The 14,589-nt window shown below is 63.4% G+C and carries 14 protein-coding genes; 10 read left to right on the plus strand and 4 right to left on the minus strand.

Going from position 1 to position 14,589, the window contains the following annotated elements; genetic code table 11:
• The first annotated feature begins 64 nt into the window (after nucleotides 1-64).
• Entirely contained in the window at nucleotides 65-1,591 is a 1,527-nt protein-coding gene (locus LNV08_RS15740) for a Do family serine endopeptidase (protein WP_263534669.1), read from the plus strand.
• A 31-nt stretch (nucleotides 1,592-1,622) separates the two neighbouring features.
• On the opposite strand, the gene LNV08_RS15745 is transcribed toward LNV08_RS15740, so the two are convergent.
• Complete coding sequence (locus LNV08_RS15745; RefSeq protein ID WP_263534670.1) at nucleotides 1,623-2,501, minus strand: Kdo hydroxylase family protein; 879 nt, start codon at nucleotides 2,499-2,501, stop codon at nucleotides 1,623-1,625.
• A gap of 135 nt (nucleotides 2,502-2,636) precedes the next feature.
• On the opposite strand from LNV08_RS15745, the gene glmU reads away from it, so the two are divergent.
• The 4 genes from glmU to LNV08_RS15765 all read left to right on the plus strand — a co-directional run bounded on the left by glmU (nucleotide 2,637) and on the right by LNV08_RS15765 (nucleotide 6,283).
• On the plus strand, nucleotides 2,637-4,022 hold the full coding sequence (gene glmU, locus LNV08_RS15750; protein ID WP_263534671.1) for a bifunctional UDP-N-acetylglucosamine diphosphorylase/glucosamine-1-phosphate N-acetyltransferase GlmU: 1,386 nt from the start codon (nucleotides 2,637-2,639) through the stop codon (nucleotides 4,020-4,022).
• A 127-nt stretch (nucleotides 4,023-4,149) separates the two neighbouring features.
• Nucleotides 4,150-4,596 carry a hypothetical protein gene (locus tag LNV08_RS15755; RefSeq protein WP_263534672.1) on the plus strand — a complete coding sequence of 149 codons (447 nt, stop codon included), beginning with the start codon at nucleotides 4,150-4,152 and terminating at the stop codon, nucleotides 4,594-4,596.
• An 82-nt stretch (nucleotides 4,597-4,678) separates the two neighbouring features.
• Nucleotides 4,679-5,215 (plus strand): SRPBCC family protein, encoded by a 537-nt coding sequence (locus tag LNV08_RS15760; protein WP_263534673.1) that lies wholly within the window; start codon nucleotides 4,679-4,681, stop codon nucleotides 5,213-5,215.
• A gap of 180 nt (nucleotides 5,216-5,395) precedes the next feature.
• Nucleotides 5,396-6,283 carry a LysR substrate-binding domain-containing protein gene (locus LNV08_RS15765; protein ID WP_263534674.1) on the plus strand — a complete coding sequence of 296 codons (888 nt, stop codon included), beginning with the start codon at nucleotides 5,396-5,398 and terminating at the stop codon, nucleotides 6,281-6,283.
• A gap of 2 nt (nucleotides 6,284-6,285) precedes the next feature.
• Here the strand turns inward: LNV08_RS15765 and LNV08_RS15770 are convergent, their stop codons facing one another.
• Together LNV08_RS15770 and LNV08_RS15775 are read right to left on the minus strand one after the other, a co-directional pair.
• Nucleotides 6,286-7,191: a transposase gene (locus LNV08_RS15770; protein WP_263534675.1), complete on the minus strand. Its 906-nt coding sequence runs from the start codon at nucleotides 7,189-7,191 to the stop codon at nucleotides 6,286-6,288.
• Nucleotides 7,192-7,331: 140 nt separating this feature from the next.
• Complete coding sequence (locus LNV08_RS15775) at nucleotides 7,332-7,859, minus strand: thioredoxin family protein (protein WP_263534676.1); 528 nt, start codon at nucleotides 7,857-7,859, stop codon at nucleotides 7,332-7,334.
• Between the two features lie 94 nt (nucleotides 7,860-7,953).
• Here LNV08_RS15775 and LNV08_RS15780 point away from each other — a divergent pair, with 94 nt between their 5' ends.
• The 4 genes from LNV08_RS15780 (at nucleotide 7,954) to LNV08_RS15795 (ending at nucleotide 11,397) form a co-directional block, all read left to right on the plus strand.
• Complete coding sequence (locus LNV08_RS15780) at nucleotides 7,954-8,886, plus strand: DUF808 domain-containing protein (RefSeq protein WP_263534677.1); 933 nt, start codon at nucleotides 7,954-7,956, stop codon at nucleotides 8,884-8,886.
• A gap of 68 nt (nucleotides 8,887-8,954) precedes the next feature.
• Nucleotides 8,955-9,182 (plus strand): hypothetical protein, encoded by a 228-nt coding sequence (locus tag LNV08_RS15785; RefSeq protein ID WP_263534678.1) that lies wholly within the window; start codon nucleotides 8,955-8,957, stop codon nucleotides 9,180-9,182.
• Between the two features lie 25 nt (nucleotides 9,183-9,207).
• Nucleotides 9,208-9,858 (plus strand): UPF0149 family protein, encoded by a 651-nt coding sequence (locus LNV08_RS15790; RefSeq protein WP_263534679.1) that lies wholly within the window; start codon nucleotides 9,208-9,210, stop codon nucleotides 9,856-9,858.
• Nucleotides 9,859-9,867: 9 nt separating this feature from the next.
• Nucleotides 9,868-11,397 carry a M48 family metalloprotease gene (locus LNV08_RS15795; protein ID WP_263534680.1) on the plus strand — a complete coding sequence of 510 codons (1,530 nt, stop codon included), beginning with the start codon at nucleotides 9,868-9,870 and terminating at the stop codon, nucleotides 11,395-11,397.
• Nucleotides 11,398-11,406: 9 nt separating this feature from the next.
• On the opposite strand, the gene LNV08_RS15800 is transcribed toward LNV08_RS15795, so the two are convergent.
• Nucleotides 11,407-14,130: a S9 family peptidase gene (locus LNV08_RS15800; protein WP_263534681.1), complete on the minus strand. Its 2,724-nt coding sequence runs from the start codon at nucleotides 14,128-14,130 to the stop codon at nucleotides 11,407-11,409.
• A gap of 123 nt (nucleotides 14,131-14,253) precedes the next feature.
• On the opposite strand from LNV08_RS15800, the gene LNV08_RS15805 reads away from it, so the two are divergent.
• The gene (locus LNV08_RS15805) at nucleotides 14,254-14,565 is read left to right on the plus strand and encodes a hypothetical protein (protein WP_263534682.1); all 312 of its coding nucleotides are present in this window, start codon (nucleotides 14,254-14,256) and stop codon (nucleotides 14,563-14,565) included.
• The last annotated feature ends 24 nt before the right edge of the window (nucleotides 14,566-14,589 follow it).

The raw sequence follows: 14,589 nt of genomic DNA on the forward strand, positions 1-14,589 counted from the left end.
ATCGGCCAAGCCTATCGTTCAGTTCATGCGGAATCTTCCGCGGCTTTGACGACAGGAAAACGCCATGAACATCAAACCACTGAATGCAGCCTTGCTGGCTGCGGGCCTGGCCGCAGGCGGTGTGGCCACTGCACTGATCGCGCCGCAATGGCTGAAGTCTGACCCCGCTCAGCATCAAGCGACGAGTGCGAATGCGCTTGCAGCCGCCGGCACTAACGAAGCAACTGCTCAGCAGCTGCAAAGCCCACAGATCGCCCCCGTCCCCTATCTGAACGCCGGCGGTGCGCCCGACTTCCGCGCCATCGTCAAGCAGGCCGGCCCGGCCGTGGTCGGCGTGACCGTCGAAGGCATGCGCCATGCCAGCCGTGAAGAGCAAGGCATGCCCGAAGCCTTCAGCGACCCGCAGTCACCCTTCTCGCAGTTCTTCCGCGGCCAACCCGGCCAGCGTGGCCGCGAGCAAGGCGGTCAGCCTTTCCGCGGCCAGGGCTCGGGCTTCATCATCAGCAGCGATGGCCTGATCCTGACCAATGCCCATGTGGTCAATGACGCCAAGGAAGTCACCATCAAGCTGAGCGACCGGCGCGAGTTTTCCGCCAAGGTCCTGGGGCTGGACAAGGCCACCGACATTGCGGTTTTGCGCATCGAAGGCAAAGACCTGCCGACCGTGCGCCTGGGCGACCCGCGCCAGTTGGAAGTGGGCGACCCGGTGCTGGCCATTGGCGCGCCCTTTGGCTTGGAGCAGACTGCCACCCAAGGCATCGTCAGCGCCAAGGGCCGCTCGCTGCCCAATGACGCAGTCGTGCCCTTTATCCAGACCGATGCGGCGGTCAACCCCGGCAATTCCGGCGGCCCGCTGTTTGACGGTTCGGGCGGGGTGATCGGCATCAATTCGCAGATCTATTCGCAGTCCGGCGGCTACCAAGGCCTGAGCTTTGCCATCCCTATCAATGTGGCCTTGAAGGTCAAGGATCAGATCGTCGCCACCGGTAGCGCCCAACACGCCAAGCTCGGCGTCGCCGTGCAAGACCTGAACCAGTCGCTGGCCGATTCCTTCGGTATGGCGAGGCCCGACGGTGCTTTGATCGCGCAGGTCAGCCCAAACAGCGCCGCCGCCAAAGCCGGGCTCAAGCCCGGCGATGTGGTCACCGAGGTGGACGGCGAGCCGGTCGTGCGCTCGGGCGCCTTGTCCAGCCTGATCGGCCTGTCGGCACCTGGTGACAAGGTCAAGCTGAAGATCTGGCGCGACCATGCGCCGCAAACGCTGGACATCGTCTTGGGTGGCGCCGAGGCCGAGGCCAAAGTGGCCAGCACAGCCGCCGCCCCGCAAGGCCGGCTAGGCCTGGCGCTACGCCCCTTGAGCAAAGAGGAATCGCGCGCCGTAGGTGGCGCGGCCGGCCTCCTGATAGAAGACGCAGACGGGCCTGCAGCGCGTGCCGGCGTCAACGCCGGCGACGTGCTCTTGGCCATCAATGGTCGCCCGGCACAGTCCAGCGAGCAGGTGCGGGAAGTCTTGGCCAAATCCGGCAATATGGTGGCCTTGCTGATCCAACGCGGCGACAGCAAGATCTTTGTGCCGGTGAAGCTGGGCTGAGCCCTGCCCGCCGGGCCACTTGGGCAGCGGGCTAGCGCAGTTCGCGGCCGAGCAAACGCTCCAGCGTGCCCTGTGGCGATGCCTCGGGACGCTGCTGGTGCGCCGCGTCGAGATAGAAGGTTTGCTCCATCATGTACTGCCCGCCCATCGCGGCATGCAGCACTTGGTCGCTGAACACCACCCAGGTCGTACCGGGCGCAAAGTCGACTCGGGCTTGCGGACTGCTCCGCTGAAATTCGGCGTCAGCCTTGGCCAGATCGTGCAGCTTGAGCATCAGGTGGTCGCTTTCGGTGCGGCGGCGCTTGGTGATGTGCAGCATTTCCAACAAGGCTGCCGAGCCATAAATCGGCCGACCGATCTTCGGCAAATAGCGCTTGGCATGGTCCTCGAAGGGCTCGCCCACCCGCCATTGGCGCGGCAGCCCGTTTGGATTGATATTGCAAAAAACGCGCAGCAGCCTTGTGCCCTGCATGGGGTTGGACGGGAAGGCATCGACATGTAAACGCGTGTCGTCCTTGCGCCAGCTGGTCTCTCGCCCGGCCACATTGACCGGCCTGAACGAACTGTTGCCACGCCGCAGATGACCCCGGTAATGCGGGAACAAGCGCAGTGCCAGGGCCTCACTTTGCTCGGCGTAGCGGCCTATCATCGCCTGCAGCGCCGCCAGATCGGCAGCATCGCCGGAGGCACCCCGCAGTTCATTGGCCGGCCAACGCACCGAAATATTCTTGGCTTTTGCATCGGCCCAGCGAGGGTCCAAGAACTTGCGCTCGGCCGCCGTCAAAACAAATGGCAAGTGGGGGAACTGCAGAACTTCCCCGGCCTCAATCACAGCCTCAACGCCCCGAGTCGGCCCATCTTCGGACCAAGTGCTGTCGGGATACACGCGGATTGGAGTAATGCTGCTCATAGATTCAAGACTGGTCGATGACTGGTGATTTGACGCCTTGAATATTAACTTGCAGCGTCGTCGCCAAAGCTCGTCATTTCTCGGCCACGCGGCCCCGCCATAATTGCGACTTCTCAGACCGTACCCACCACACTCATGTCGCTGAATATTGTCATCATGGCCGCGGGCAAAGGCACCCGCATGAAGTCCGCCCTGCCCAAGGTGCTGCACAAGCTTGCCGGCCGCTCGCTGCTGCAACATGTGCTGAACATGACCGAAGGCCTAGGCGGCGCGCGCAATGTGGTGATCACCGGCCATGGCGCAGAAGTGGTCGAAGCGGCAGTCGCCGGCCCCGGTGTGCAGTTCGTGCGCCAGATGCCTCAGCTGGGCACCGGCCATGCGATCCAGCAGGCGGTGCCCGCCATCGAAGGTGATGGCACGACGCTGATCCTGAACGGCGATGTGCCCTTGATCAAGCAGGCCACGGCGCGCCGACTGGTCGAGGCCTGCGACGGCAAGGCGCTGGTGCTGCTGACCATCCATTTGAGCGACCCCAGCGGCTATGGCCGCATCCTGCGCCAAGGCGGCACGGCGGACGGCAATGTGCTGGCCATCGTTGAACACAAAGACGCAAGCCCCGAACAGCGCGGCATCAAGGAAGGCTATACCGGCATGATGGCCGCGCCCACGGCTGCGCTGAAGCGCTGGGTCAGCCAGTTGAACAACAACAATGTGCAGGGCGAGTACTACCTGACCGACATCGTCGCGATGGCGGTGGCCGAAGGTGTGCCGGTCTTGGGCATTGCCGCACCGAACGAAACCGAAGTCTTGGGTGTCAACAGCCCCGTGCAATTGGCCGATCTGGAGCGCCGCTTCCAGCGCGAGCAAGCGAATGACTTGCTGGAAGCCGGGGTGCGTCTGGCCGACCCGGCGCGCTTCGATCTGCGCGGCACTTTGAGCTGCGGCCAAGATGTCGAGATCGACGTCAACTGCGTCTTTGAGGGGCAGGTCAGCCTGGGCGACGGCGTGCGCATAGGCGCCAACTGCGTGATCCGCAATGCCACGATCGGCGCCGGCGCCCGTATTCATGAATTCACCCATATCGACGGCGAGGCCCAAGGCGTCAAGGTCGGCGCGGGCGCCTTGGTCGGGCCTTTCGCGCGGCTGCGGCCCGGTGCAGATCTGGGCGAGGAAGTGCATATCGGCAACTTCGTCGAGGTCAAAAACTCCACCCTGGCCAAGGGCGCCAAGGCCAACCACCTGGCCTATTTGGGCGACGCCACCGTCGGCGAGCGCGTCAACTACGGCGCCGGCTCCATCACCGCCAACTACGACGGCGCCAACAAACACCGCACCGAAATCGGCGCCGATGTCCATGTCGGCTCGAATTGCGTGTTGATCGCACCGGTGGTCATTGGCGCCGGCGCCACCATTGGCGGCGGTTCCACCATCAGCAAAAACGTTGCCACCGGTGAGCTAAGTGTTGCGCGCGGCAAACAGGTGGCCATTGCGGGATGGACAAGACCGGTCAAGAAACGCTGACGAATGCCGACCGCGTGCGCGATAATTCACGCCGACGGTCGCTTTCACCGCGCGCTCCCCCCGATTTGCGGGAAGCGCCGGCCGGGGCCTCCGCCTAGTATTGGGCCGATAGCAGTGAAAGCACATCATGGCGCGACATTCCAGGCTTCCCCCGATCCCGCAAACCCAGCAGGACGACAGCATTTTGATCGACAGCACTTGGCCGACGAGCTTGGATGAAGCACAGACGCGCCAAGAGCAAGCCGCTCGCAGCGCTGCGCTGGAAACGCAAGCCCAGTACCACGCTCAGTGCGACGACGCGGCGAGCGCCTGCTGGTATCTGTGCCGCAGCCTAGGTCTTGCTCGCCAAATGGAAGCCGGTGGCGAGCCCACGCTGGAGCTGCTGTTCGAATTGCTCGGCGCCTTGGCCGACCTGCCGGCCGAAATCGGCAATGCACCCATGCCCGAACATATCGGCGCCGACAAGCTCGGCGTGTTCGAGCTCTGCCAGCAACTGGCCGCCGCACGCGAAGCCAGTCAGGAAGCCTGGGTGGACGCCGATCTGGCTGCTCCCACGCAGGCTCAGACCCACTGAAGCTTGCTTGCCGCAGGTTTGCGAGGATTGCAATCTTCGCAGCCGGGCTGCATGCTGACGGGCAGTTCAAACGGAGCTGCGCATGAAAATCCTGAAAGTTCTCGGCCTCAGCCTTGTTGGCTTGGTGGCCCTCCTTCTGATAGGCGGCTGGCTGCTGCCCTCTACCTTCAGCGTCTCTCGCAGCGTGCAGATTGCCGCCAGCCCGGAGAAAATCTACCCATTGGTGGCCGCCCCCGGCGCATGGCGGCAGTGGAGCGTTTGGAACCGGCGTGACCCGGCCATGACGATCGAATACAGCGGCCCGGACACGGGGGCCGGCGCGGTCTGGGCCTGGAAGAGCGCCAGCGAGGGCGACGGCAAGATGACTTTCACGGCGGCCGAGGCGCCCAAACGGGTCGCCTACGATCTGTACTTCCCCGACTTCGGGACCACCTCCAGCGGTGAGTTTCGCTTCGAGGCGCAAGCCAGCGGCGGCACCCAAGTCACTTGGCTGATGAATGGCGATATGGGCAAAAACCCCTTGTTCCATTGGCTGGCTTTGTTCGCCGATGGCATGGTGGGCAAAGACTTCGAGGCAGGCCTTAAGAATCTCAAAGCGGTCGCAGAGACGAAACCTTAGGCCTGGGCTGCCCCAAAAAGCAGCAGACCGCTATAAGACCAGTCATATCAATGACTTAAAAGCGCTGGCCGCAGCTTGCCCACGGACTTTTCCACAGAAAGCAGGGATAGATCGGGCCGATTCCTGGGCGAATAGGCCCAAGAAGGTCAAAGTGCCACGCCCATCATTGAAAATGCCGGCATGCGTATCCGTTCCCCTTCTTTGCATGAGCTGCATGCATTTGCGGCTTCGGCCCGGCTCGGCAGCTTTTCGAAAGCGGCCGAAGAGCTCTGCGTCACCCAGGGCGCCATCAGTCGCGCCATCGCGCATCTTGAAGAGCAGTTGGGCCAGACGTTTTTTGTACGCCAGTCTCGCGGTATCGAATTGACGGCGCGCGGCCGTGACTATCTCAGCCAAATCAGCGCCGCCTTGCAAACCTTGGAGTCCGCAGCGACCGCCCAGCGTTCGCCGGACATCCCGACCCGGCTGCGCTTGGCCGTGCCACCCACCTTGGCCGCCAAATGGCTGATCCCTCGCCTGGCCGATTGGCAGGCCCTGCATCCGCAAATTTCGCTCTCCTTGGCCCCTTCGCAATATGACGAAGACTTCAGCGACGCTGACATCGACGCCTGGCTACGACCGAGCAGCGGCAGCTTCCCCAGCGGCATAGACGCCGAGTACATCGTCGGCCGCGAGCTGGTGGCGATCTGCCACCCCAAAGACCTGCAAGGCAGCGATGCGCTGAGTGAGCCGGTCGATCTTTTGAGTCGCCCGCTGCTGTGCAATACCAACTACCAACAGAACTGGCGCCTCTGGCTGGACTCCGTCGGCCTGGGCGCGCATGAGTTCAAGCCCAGCGCCGACTTCGAGCAGGTTTCCATGCTGGTGCAGGCAGTGGTGGCCGGCTTGGGCGTGGCCGTCGTGCAGCGCTGCTTGATAGACGATGAACTCGGTGCCGGGCGCATCGTCATGCCATTTGAAGACAAGGTTGCCTTCACGGTTGGCTATATGCTTTGCACCCGCCGCGCCAGTCACTCCAATCGGGCCTTGCAGCAATTGCTGCAATGGCTGAAGGCGCAGGCGGCTTAAGCCTACCTTGTCCCCAGTGCAGCCGCCTGTTCGTAGGCTGAGATCAGGCGGCTAACGCGCGACACCGACAGCCCCAAGAGCGCCGCCAAGGCACTCATCGTTTGCCCCGCCTCGGTGTGAGCGCGGTACAGCGCTTGTTCGCGCGAGTCGCTGTCGCGCAAACATGCTGGCCAGTCAAAGCCCCCGCTTACCGCAGGGCTGTGCGGGCTTTTGGCAGTTGGAGGCTTGGTTTGAGCTGCAGCTTGGGTGGACGTTGGGCCGAGCGCCAGCATGGCCTTGGCGAAGGCCTCATCACCCAAAAATATCTGCTGCCGCAAGCGCCCCGGCCAGAGCTGCAAAGCCGGCTCTTTGACGACCAATTTGGCATAGCGTTCGGCGGCCTGCCGTTGATCGGCCGGGTTACGCAGCTCCCGTCCAAGCACATAACGCCACAGGCCGACTACATCCAACCACGCCGGCGCGGCCTCGAGACCGGCGTGCGCAGCGAAGCTGGACCAGGGCCACTGCTCAGGCGAGGCCACCAGGCCCATGCGCAAGGGGTTGAGCTCCACATAGCGGCAGGCATCGAGCAGATGCGCCTCGCGATCAACCAAGACTGCCTTGAAGCGGCCACGGAACAGCGCGCCTTCGCCGCGCCGCTGGTGCATGTGATGCTGGGTGTAAACGCCGCCCAAATGGCGCATCAAACGCGACAGATTGGCACGGCGGGTGTACAGCAGCAAATGGTAATGGTCGGGCAGCACGCAAAAGGCCAGCAGCTGGGCGTCAAAGCGTTGCATGGTTTGGGCCACGAGGCTTAAGAAGGCCGCACGGTCGGACTCCTGCGCGAAGGCCGCGTGACCCGCCTCAGACCAAGCGCTGACGTGGTAAACCGCACCGGGGAATTCAATGCGTGGAGGGCGAGCCATGCCCAAACATAGTCCAGCCCACTCGAAAAGGCAAGGCCTGACCCCGCCCTAGTCCAGCCGAAGCCCGCATCAAAGCCACATCAGTCACGGCAGGTCCGACAGCCACGATCTGGTCGGGGGTCAGGTCATTCAAAAACTCGTCAATGCTTGGGATGCAGACCTTCAAGCACCGTCAACACGGCCGCGTCGCCCATATTGCGGGCGTCTGCCAACTCGCCGCCATTGGTGGCGCTGAGCACCTCGCCGTCGCGCTTGAGCACCGCCACCGCTGGGATGCCTTTCTTCAAGGACACGCCCATCTGGGCGGCCAAATCGGTGTTGCGATCAAAGCGCCCCACATTGACCTTCAGCAACACCAAGCGCTTGTCCACGTGCTCGGCCAAGCTGCCCGCGCTCATCTTCTTGTCGAGCGCCACGCAGTCACCGCACCAATTGGCACCGAAGACCACCAGCACATTTTTCTGCTGTGCCTGCGCCTTGGCCAGCGCGAGATTCAGCTCGGCGCGCGCATCGGCCGCCTCGTTATAGATTTGTTTGACGCTGCTCGGAACCGCCGTTGCAGGCAAAGCCCTCGGTGCGCTGGCCGAGCTGGCGGCCTGACTCTGAGCATGGGCGGGCAGCACCGCAGACAGCGAGGCAAAAGAAATGATGGCGGCAAGGAGCTTCATAGGAGGCGATGAAATTTGAATGAGGCCGAGTTTGCCACGCACGAGATGCGGTACAAAGCGGCACCTCCCTCGCTACGCATCGAAAGAAAATCCCATGGCGGCTTCCAGCCTGTTTGCCTTGATCGACGACATTGCCACTTTGCTGGACGACGTGGCCCTGCTCAGCAAGGCTGCCGCCAAGCAGACCACCGGCGTGCTCGGCGACGACCTGGCCCTCAACGCCCAGCAAGTCAGCGGCGTAGCCGCCGAGCGCGAGTTGCCGGTCGTTTGGGCCGTGGCCAAGGGCTCGGCTCGCAACAAGGCAATATTGGTACCGGGCGCATTAGCCATCAGTGCCTGGGCGCCCTGGGCCGTGACCCCGCTGCTGATGGTGGGCGGCACCTATCTCTGCTTCGAGGGCTTCGAAAAGATCGCCGAGAAGCTGCTGCACAGCGCCGACGATGAAGCCAAGACGCAGCAAGCACTGAAAACAGCCGCACTCCATTCGGCGCAAGACCTGCTCGACTTCGAGCGCGACAAGATCAAGGGCGCCATCCGCACCGACTTTGTGCTCTCGGCCGAGATCATCGCCATCACCCTGGGCACCGTTGCCGCCGCCTCCTTCCCCAAGCAGGTGCTGGTCTTGAGCGGCATCGCGGTGCTGATGACCATAGGCGTCTACGGCCTGGTGGCGGCGATCGTCAAGCTGGATGATGCCGGCCTCTATCTGAGTCGAAGCAAACTCGCACCGCTGCGCGGCTTGGGCAGAGGCATGGTCAGCCTGGCACCCGGCTTGATGCGCACGCTGATGGTGGTGGGCACGATCGCGATGTTCTTGGTCGGTGGCGGCATCCTCAGCCATGGTCTGCCGCAGCTCCACGGCTTGGCCCCGGCGCTGGCTGCCCACCTGGGCCCAGCGGCGCCGCTGGCTGGCTTGATTGTTGACGGCTTGGTTGGCCTGGCCGCTGGCGCCATCGCGGTGGCCGTGTTCACCTTGGGACAGCGGCTCTGGCGCATCGCCCGAGGCCAGGCCGAGGGTCAGGTCTGAACCCTGTTGAAAGGGCGGAGCTGCCGCAGCACTGGCGCGAATATGACAGTCCGGAGTAGGATGCCGGCATGAAAATTTACCAAATCGAAGTCCAGAAGTTCAAGGCCGCCTCGAACAATATCCACGGTCAGGTGCTGTTCAAGGTCGATGCCCTGATCAACCCCAAGGCCGAAGTCGAGGGCATTGAGCCTAGCACCATCATTGCGCTGACCGAGAAGAATGCGCGCGTGCTGATGGCCTTGCTGAAGGCGCAACTGGCTGAATTCGACGGCAAGAAAGCGCGCAGCCGCTTCTAAGACCTGGGCCTGCGACAATCACGCGATGGAATATCCCCAATACGATCCCCAATCCGACAATCTGCCACTCTCTGACGAGGAGTTGTCGACGCTGGATGACATGCTGACCAAATTGCCCACCGAGGCCTCGATGAATATCGAAGCACTGGACGGCTTCCTGGCAGCGCTGCTTTTGAGCCCGAAGCCCTTGGCCGATTTGCCCGGTGCAGCCTGGCTGCCGCTAGCCTGGGGCGGCGACGGTGACGACCTCGAAGCTTCGACCAAACCCGAAAACTACCCCTTCGCCAGCGGCAAGCAGCGCAAGCGCGTGACCCTGCTGGTGCTGCGCCATCTGCGCTCGATTGCCTGGCAGTGGACAGCCAAGCCGGAGTTGTGGGAGCCGATCTTCAGCGTCGCTGAAAGCGATGTCGAAGGTGAGCCCGATCTGACCGATGCCGAAGAATGGGCGATTGGCTTCCTGACCGCCGTGGACCTGGCCCCCGAGGCTTGGGAGCCGCTGTTTGACGACGCCGTCACCGGCCCACTGCTGGCTCCGGTCGCCTTGTTGGGTGGCGACGAGACGCAACTCAGCGATGAGGAGCGCGCCCGCCTGGCCGACCCCAAGGAGCGCGATGCTCTCAGCCGCGCGGTGCTGGACAATGTGCTGCTGCTCTGGGCCGCACGCAACAAGCATTGAATGAGGCCCTTGCCTAAGGCATTGCTTCGCCGGGCGGCCTACGCCGCCTTGTTGATCGCCTTGGGTGCCCTGAGCGCTTGCGGCACGACTTCGGTCAACCCCGTCACCGGCAAGACCGAGCGCACGGTGATGGACGAGGCCAGCGAAATCGCCGAGGGCCGCAAGGCCCACGCGCAGGTGCTGCAGGAGTACACCCAGCTTGCCGACCCCAAGCTGCAAGCCTATGTGAACGAGCTGGGCCAACGCTTGGCCAAGGCTTCGCACCGCAGCCACCTAACTTGGCATTTCACCGTGCTTGACAGCCCTGAGGTCAATGCCTTTGCGCTGCCCGGCGGCTATGTCTATGTGACACGCGGCATCATGGCTTACCTGGAGAGCGAGGCCGATCTGGCCGGCGTGATCGGGCATGAAATCGGCCATGTCACCGCCCGACACGGTGCGCAGCGCGCTACCCGCCAACAAAGCGCCGGCATCGGTGTGCTGGCCGCCAGCGTGCTCGGCGCGGTGCTGGAGTCGCAAGGCCTGGGCGGCGCCGGTCAGTTGATCGGTCAAGCCTCACAAAGCGTGGCCGCCGGCTATAACGCGTCCTATGGACGCGAGCAAGAATTGCAGGCCGATGGTCTGGGCGCCGAGTATTTGTCACGCAGCCACTACGACCCCAAAAACATGGTGGACGTGATCCATGTGCTGAAGAACCAGGAGCGCTTTGCCGCCGAGCAGGCTAGGCTGGAAGGTCGGCCCGCCCCCAGCGGTAGCAGCTGGCTGGCCTCGCATCCCAGCAATGATCAGCGTCTGAGTCAAATCAGCCAAACGGCCCAGCAATATGCCGGCATTGACGGCAGCAAGAATTACCAAGACGACGGTCGCGCCCGCTACCTGGCCGCCATTGAAGGTATCAGCTATGGCGAGAGCGCCGAGCAAGGCCTGAGCCGGGGGCGTAATTTCTATCACCCGGGCCTGGGCTTCGCCCTGACCGCGCCTGCCGGCTGGAAGATCCAGAACGGCGCCGAAGCGCTGATCCTGAGCAACCCGGAGCAGGATGCTGGCCTGGTGCTGCGCCCCGTGCCGGCCAAGTTCAGCGGCAGCCACGAGCAAATCCTGCGCCAGATCTTGCCGCAAGCAGAGCAGGTGCAAGTCGACAAGCTGTCGCTGGGCGGCCTGCCGGCCAGCCATATCAACGCCGTGCAGCGCAACGCCCAGGGCCAGCGTCTGCCGATCGAATTCACCCTCATCAGCGGGCCGAACAAGGCCAACTACATGCTGATCTACCGCGCCCGCGATGCCAATGCGATGGCGCGCGCCTCGCGCCGGATGCAGGAAGCCGAAGCCAGCTTCCGCCCCATGACGCCGGCCGACCGCGCTGCCGCCAAACCCTGGGTTTTGCGCAGCGTGACCATGCCGGCGGGCGGCTTCGCCCAGTTGGCCAAGACCTCGCCGCTGGGTGAACGTGCCGAGGCCCAGCTGCGCCTGCTGAACGGCGCCTTGGACGCTGACCCGAAACCGGGTCAGAAGGTCAAGATCGTGGCAAGCGCGCCCTGATCCGCTGCCTCAAGGCTGGGCGGGCTGGGCGCGGCCCAAATGCTGCAGCCAAAAAGCTTCGTACTTGCGGTGCCAGCCCACGGTCTTGACCGCGCCGCCCATGCCGTGCTCGCCGTCCGGGTCCAGGAAGAGATCAACCAAGCCTTCCTTGCCGGACTCCAACAGCGCGCGGTAGACATTCACCGTGTCTTGATACAAGACGTTAGGGTCCATCATGCCGTGCACCAGCAGCAGTGGCTTTTTCAGGCCTTTGGCCATGGGCAGCAGCGAGTATTTGCGCAGATTGGGCTTGCTTCTATCGACCTTGCCGATGGTGCGTCCGCTGTACCAGCTGTTGTAGTTCTCCCATTCGGTCGGTCCCGCTCCGGCGATGCCTGCGGCAAACAGATCGGGCTTGTTGTACATCGTGTACTGGGTCTGGAAACCGCCAAAACTCCAGCCATTCAGGCCGACACGTGCCGGGTCGATGCCGAAGTTGGCACGCATATGGGCGAACAAATCCTCCAAGTCCTCGGTCTGCGGCAGGCCAGGGTTCTCCCAGTTCGCATCGGAGAAGCGTCGGCCGTAGTTCGAGTGTCCGCGTGAATCGATCGTCACCATCACATAGCCATGCTTGGCCGCCATATACATGGCGAACACATAGGCGCTGGGCTGAAAGCTGTCGGCCTCGACCGAATGGCGGTCGTTCAAGGGGCCGCCGTAGATGTAGACGACCGCCGGGCGCTTGTCGGCAGCGGTCCAGCCATTGGGTTTGAACACATAGGCGGGGATGCTGTCGCCATGGCGGTTCTTGAACGAGAAGCCCTCGGGACGCAATACATCGACCTCGGCCCAGGCCTTGTCATGGCTGTCGGTCAAGACCTTGCTGGAGCCCTTGCCGGAATCGATCAGCTTCAGCTCCGGCCGAGCTGCCCAGTTGCCTGCGTTGGCCGATAACCATAGCCCGTCATAGGAGACCACGCCGTTGCGGTGATAGTCGCCGGTAACGCCCAGCGCTTGCATCGCGCCGTCGGCCAGATTGACGCGGAACAGATTCATTGCCGCCAGGTCACCCTTGTTGGCGACGACAAACATGGCCTTGCTATCGGGCGTAAAGCCCAGCACCTGATGCGCCTCGAACTCGCCCTTGCCGCCTTCCAGCAAGGGGCGCAGGCTGCGCGCCGCGATATCCCAGCCATAAGGCTGGCGAAAACCCTTCTCGTCCAGCGTCAGTACCAGCGTCTTGCCGTCCGGTGTGAACTGCGGGTTGACGACGTTGACAACCTCGTGGCCCACATCGCCGCGTCGCTCCAAAACCAGCTCCGGCTTGGCATTCTCATCCGCGCCGCCGATGTAGACGCGCAGCAATTCTTTCTCGCGCTCCCAGGTGCTGAAGGCATAGCGGCTGCCGTCGCGCGCCCAGGCAATCGGGCTCAGCTCAAACCAGCTGTCACCACCCGCATGGGTGAAGACCGGCGCAGGCTGCTTAGCCGGTGCATCCTCGAGGCCGGGCACCTTGCGGATATAGATCGCCAGCGGCTTGTTCGTCAGCTTGTCGTCGGAGACCTCGCGGTCGACCTTTTTGGCCGTGGCGAAACGCTCGGCGTAATTCATGATCTCGACCTTGCGGCCGCTCGGCTCAGGCGCGGGCTTGCCCTCTTCGGCAGGCTTGAGCGGTGCCCGGCCGACCAAGGCCATCCAGCGGCCGTCTTCGCTGATCGTGGTGGACTCGATCTGGTACTTCTTCTCGGCATCATCCGGGTGGATCAGCTCGCGGTTGAGCACTTGCACGCCGCCGGCGCCAAGCCTTGCGCGCAGCACGCGCTTGTCGTCCATATAGACATAAGCCTGATCATCGGCGCTGTAGGCGACCATGCGCAAAGCTCGCGAAGTCGACTGCAGCGGCATGATCTTGCTGTCACCGGCGACCCAGCGGAACAGACCGCCGCGGTAGGCAAAGATCAACTCATCCTTGTGATTGGCCCAGACGATTTGAGTCGCACCGGGATACAAATCGGTCGGCTTGAGCTTGTCCTTGGCCTGCTTTTTCTTCAGCTCGTCGCGCCACTCCCATTGCTCTTTGTCTTTCTCGGGCTTGTCGGCTGCCGCAGAGGCGGCCGAGGCTGGGCTCGCAGCTGCCAGCGGCTTGCCGGCCCGCTTGGCTTCCAATGCTTGCGCCGCGAGCTTCTCGGCCTCGGCTTCGGCCTTGTCGATCGCCTTTTGGGCGTCGTCGCGGGCCTTCTTGGCGGCGTAATCCTTCTTCACCTGCTCCAGGGCAGCCGCTTCCCATTGACCCAGGTCGACAGGGGCTCCGAGCAGATAGGCCGCCTGCGCCTCTTCCTTGGCTTGCCGCTCGGCGGTTTCGCTGCGCTTTTGCTGCAGTTTTTTATCGAAACGAGCCAGATCTTCCGGCGCATCAAAAGCGGCCATCAGCGCAGGCGAAGTCAGGCGCTGCGTCTTGCCGGTCTTGCTGTCATGCACATAGAGATCGGTCCCCGGCTCGCCGAAGGGATTCCAAAGGTAGGCCAGGTAGCGGCCGCTGTGGCTGAACTCGGGGGATTTGGCGTTCTCGCCGCGATACGGCTCGGCACGAAAGACTTGCTCCAGCTTCAAGCCGGCCGGCGCCGGGGCCACCGGTTGTGCAAGCGCCGACAAGGTCAGCGCGCTCATCAGCGCCGCCATCAGACAGCTGGTGGCCAAGGCCTTGCTGCGCTTGGCATTCTCAAGTGGGTGTGGGGTTTTCTTGTGGTTCAACAAACCGCGTTCTCCAGGCTCGCCCAGGGTCAGGGCAGCCGGCATTCTAAAAGGCCGGCCCCTGGTCAAACGATGGTCATGGCCGCTGAACGCCCTGTCAGCCAATTCAGGCAAACTCGCGCCATGAACCTCAGCACCGTGTTGGCCGCCGCCGGCCTTTTGACTTGTATCTTCCTGGCGATTCGCATGTGCTTGAGCCCACGCTTGCGCCAGCAAATGGACGCGCGCCTGCGCCGCGCCGCCTGGGGCTTGCGCGATGCCGGCCACCGCTTGGGTGTTTACTGGCGCAGCCGGCGCTTCAAAAAATCAGCCGCCAGCGAGGCCGACGCGGCGATACGCCGCGCCAAAACGGCGCACAAGCCCGACGGCGAATGGGACGGCAATGTCTACCGTCCCAAGAGCTTTGGCAAAGACAAGCCGCGCAAACCGCACTGAAGACCGTCTTCGCCAAGGTCAGCG

It is taken from the genome of Paucibacter sp. TC2R-5, from assembly GCF_025717605.1.
Taxonomy (GTDB): domain Bacteria; phylum Pseudomonadota; class Gammaproteobacteria; order Burkholderiales; family Burkholderiaceae_C; genus Paucibacter_A; species Paucibacter_A albus.

Excerpts from the sequence above, each read along its gene's own strand:
- LNV08_RS15785 (WP_263534678.1), top strand. The coding sequence starts at position 8,955 with ATGAAAATTTACCAAATCGAAGTCCAGAAGTTCAAGGCCGCCTCGAAC.
- LNV08_RS15760 (WP_263534673.1), top strand. The coding sequence starts at position 4,679 with ATGAAAATCCTGAAAGTTCTCGGCCTCAGCCTTGTTGGCTTGGTGGCC.
- glmU (WP_263534671.1), top strand. The coding sequence starts at position 2,637 with ATGTCGCTGAATATTGTCATCATGGCCGCGGGCAAAGGCACCCGCATG.
- LNV08_RS15755 (WP_263534672.1), top strand. The coding sequence starts at position 4,150 with ATGGCGCGACATTCCAGGCTTCCCCCGATCCCGCAAACCCAGCAGGAC.
- LNV08_RS15765 (WP_263534674.1), top strand. The coding sequence starts at position 5,396 with ATGCGTATCCGTTCCCCTTCTTTGCATGAGCTGCATGCATTTGCGGCT.
- LNV08_RS15745 (WP_263534670.1), bottom strand. The coding sequence starts at position 2,501 with ATGAGCAGCATTACTCCAATCCGCGTGTATCCCGACAGCACTTGGTCC.
- LNV08_RS15775 (WP_263534676.1), bottom strand. The coding sequence starts at position 7,859 with ATGAAGCTCCTTGCCGCCATCATTTCTTTTGCCTCGCTGTCTGCGGTG.
- LNV08_RS15790 (WP_263534679.1), top strand. The coding sequence starts at position 9,208 with ATGGAATATCCCCAATACGATCCCCAATCCGACAATCTGCCACTCTCT.
- LNV08_RS15780 (WP_263534677.1), top strand. The coding sequence starts at position 7,954 with ATGGCGGCTTCCAGCCTGTTTGCCTTGATCGACGACATTGCCACTTTG.
- LNV08_RS15740 (WP_263534669.1), top strand. The coding sequence starts at position 65 with ATGAACATCAAACCACTGAATGCAGCCTTGCTGGCTGCGGGCCTGGCC.
- LNV08_RS15770 (WP_263534675.1), bottom strand. The coding sequence starts at position 7,191 with ATGGCTCGCCCTCCACGCATTGAATTCCCCGGTGCGGTTTACCACGTC.
- LNV08_RS15805 (WP_263534682.1), top strand. The coding sequence starts at position 14,254 with ATGAACCTCAGCACCGTGTTGGCCGCCGCCGGCCTTTTGACTTGTATC.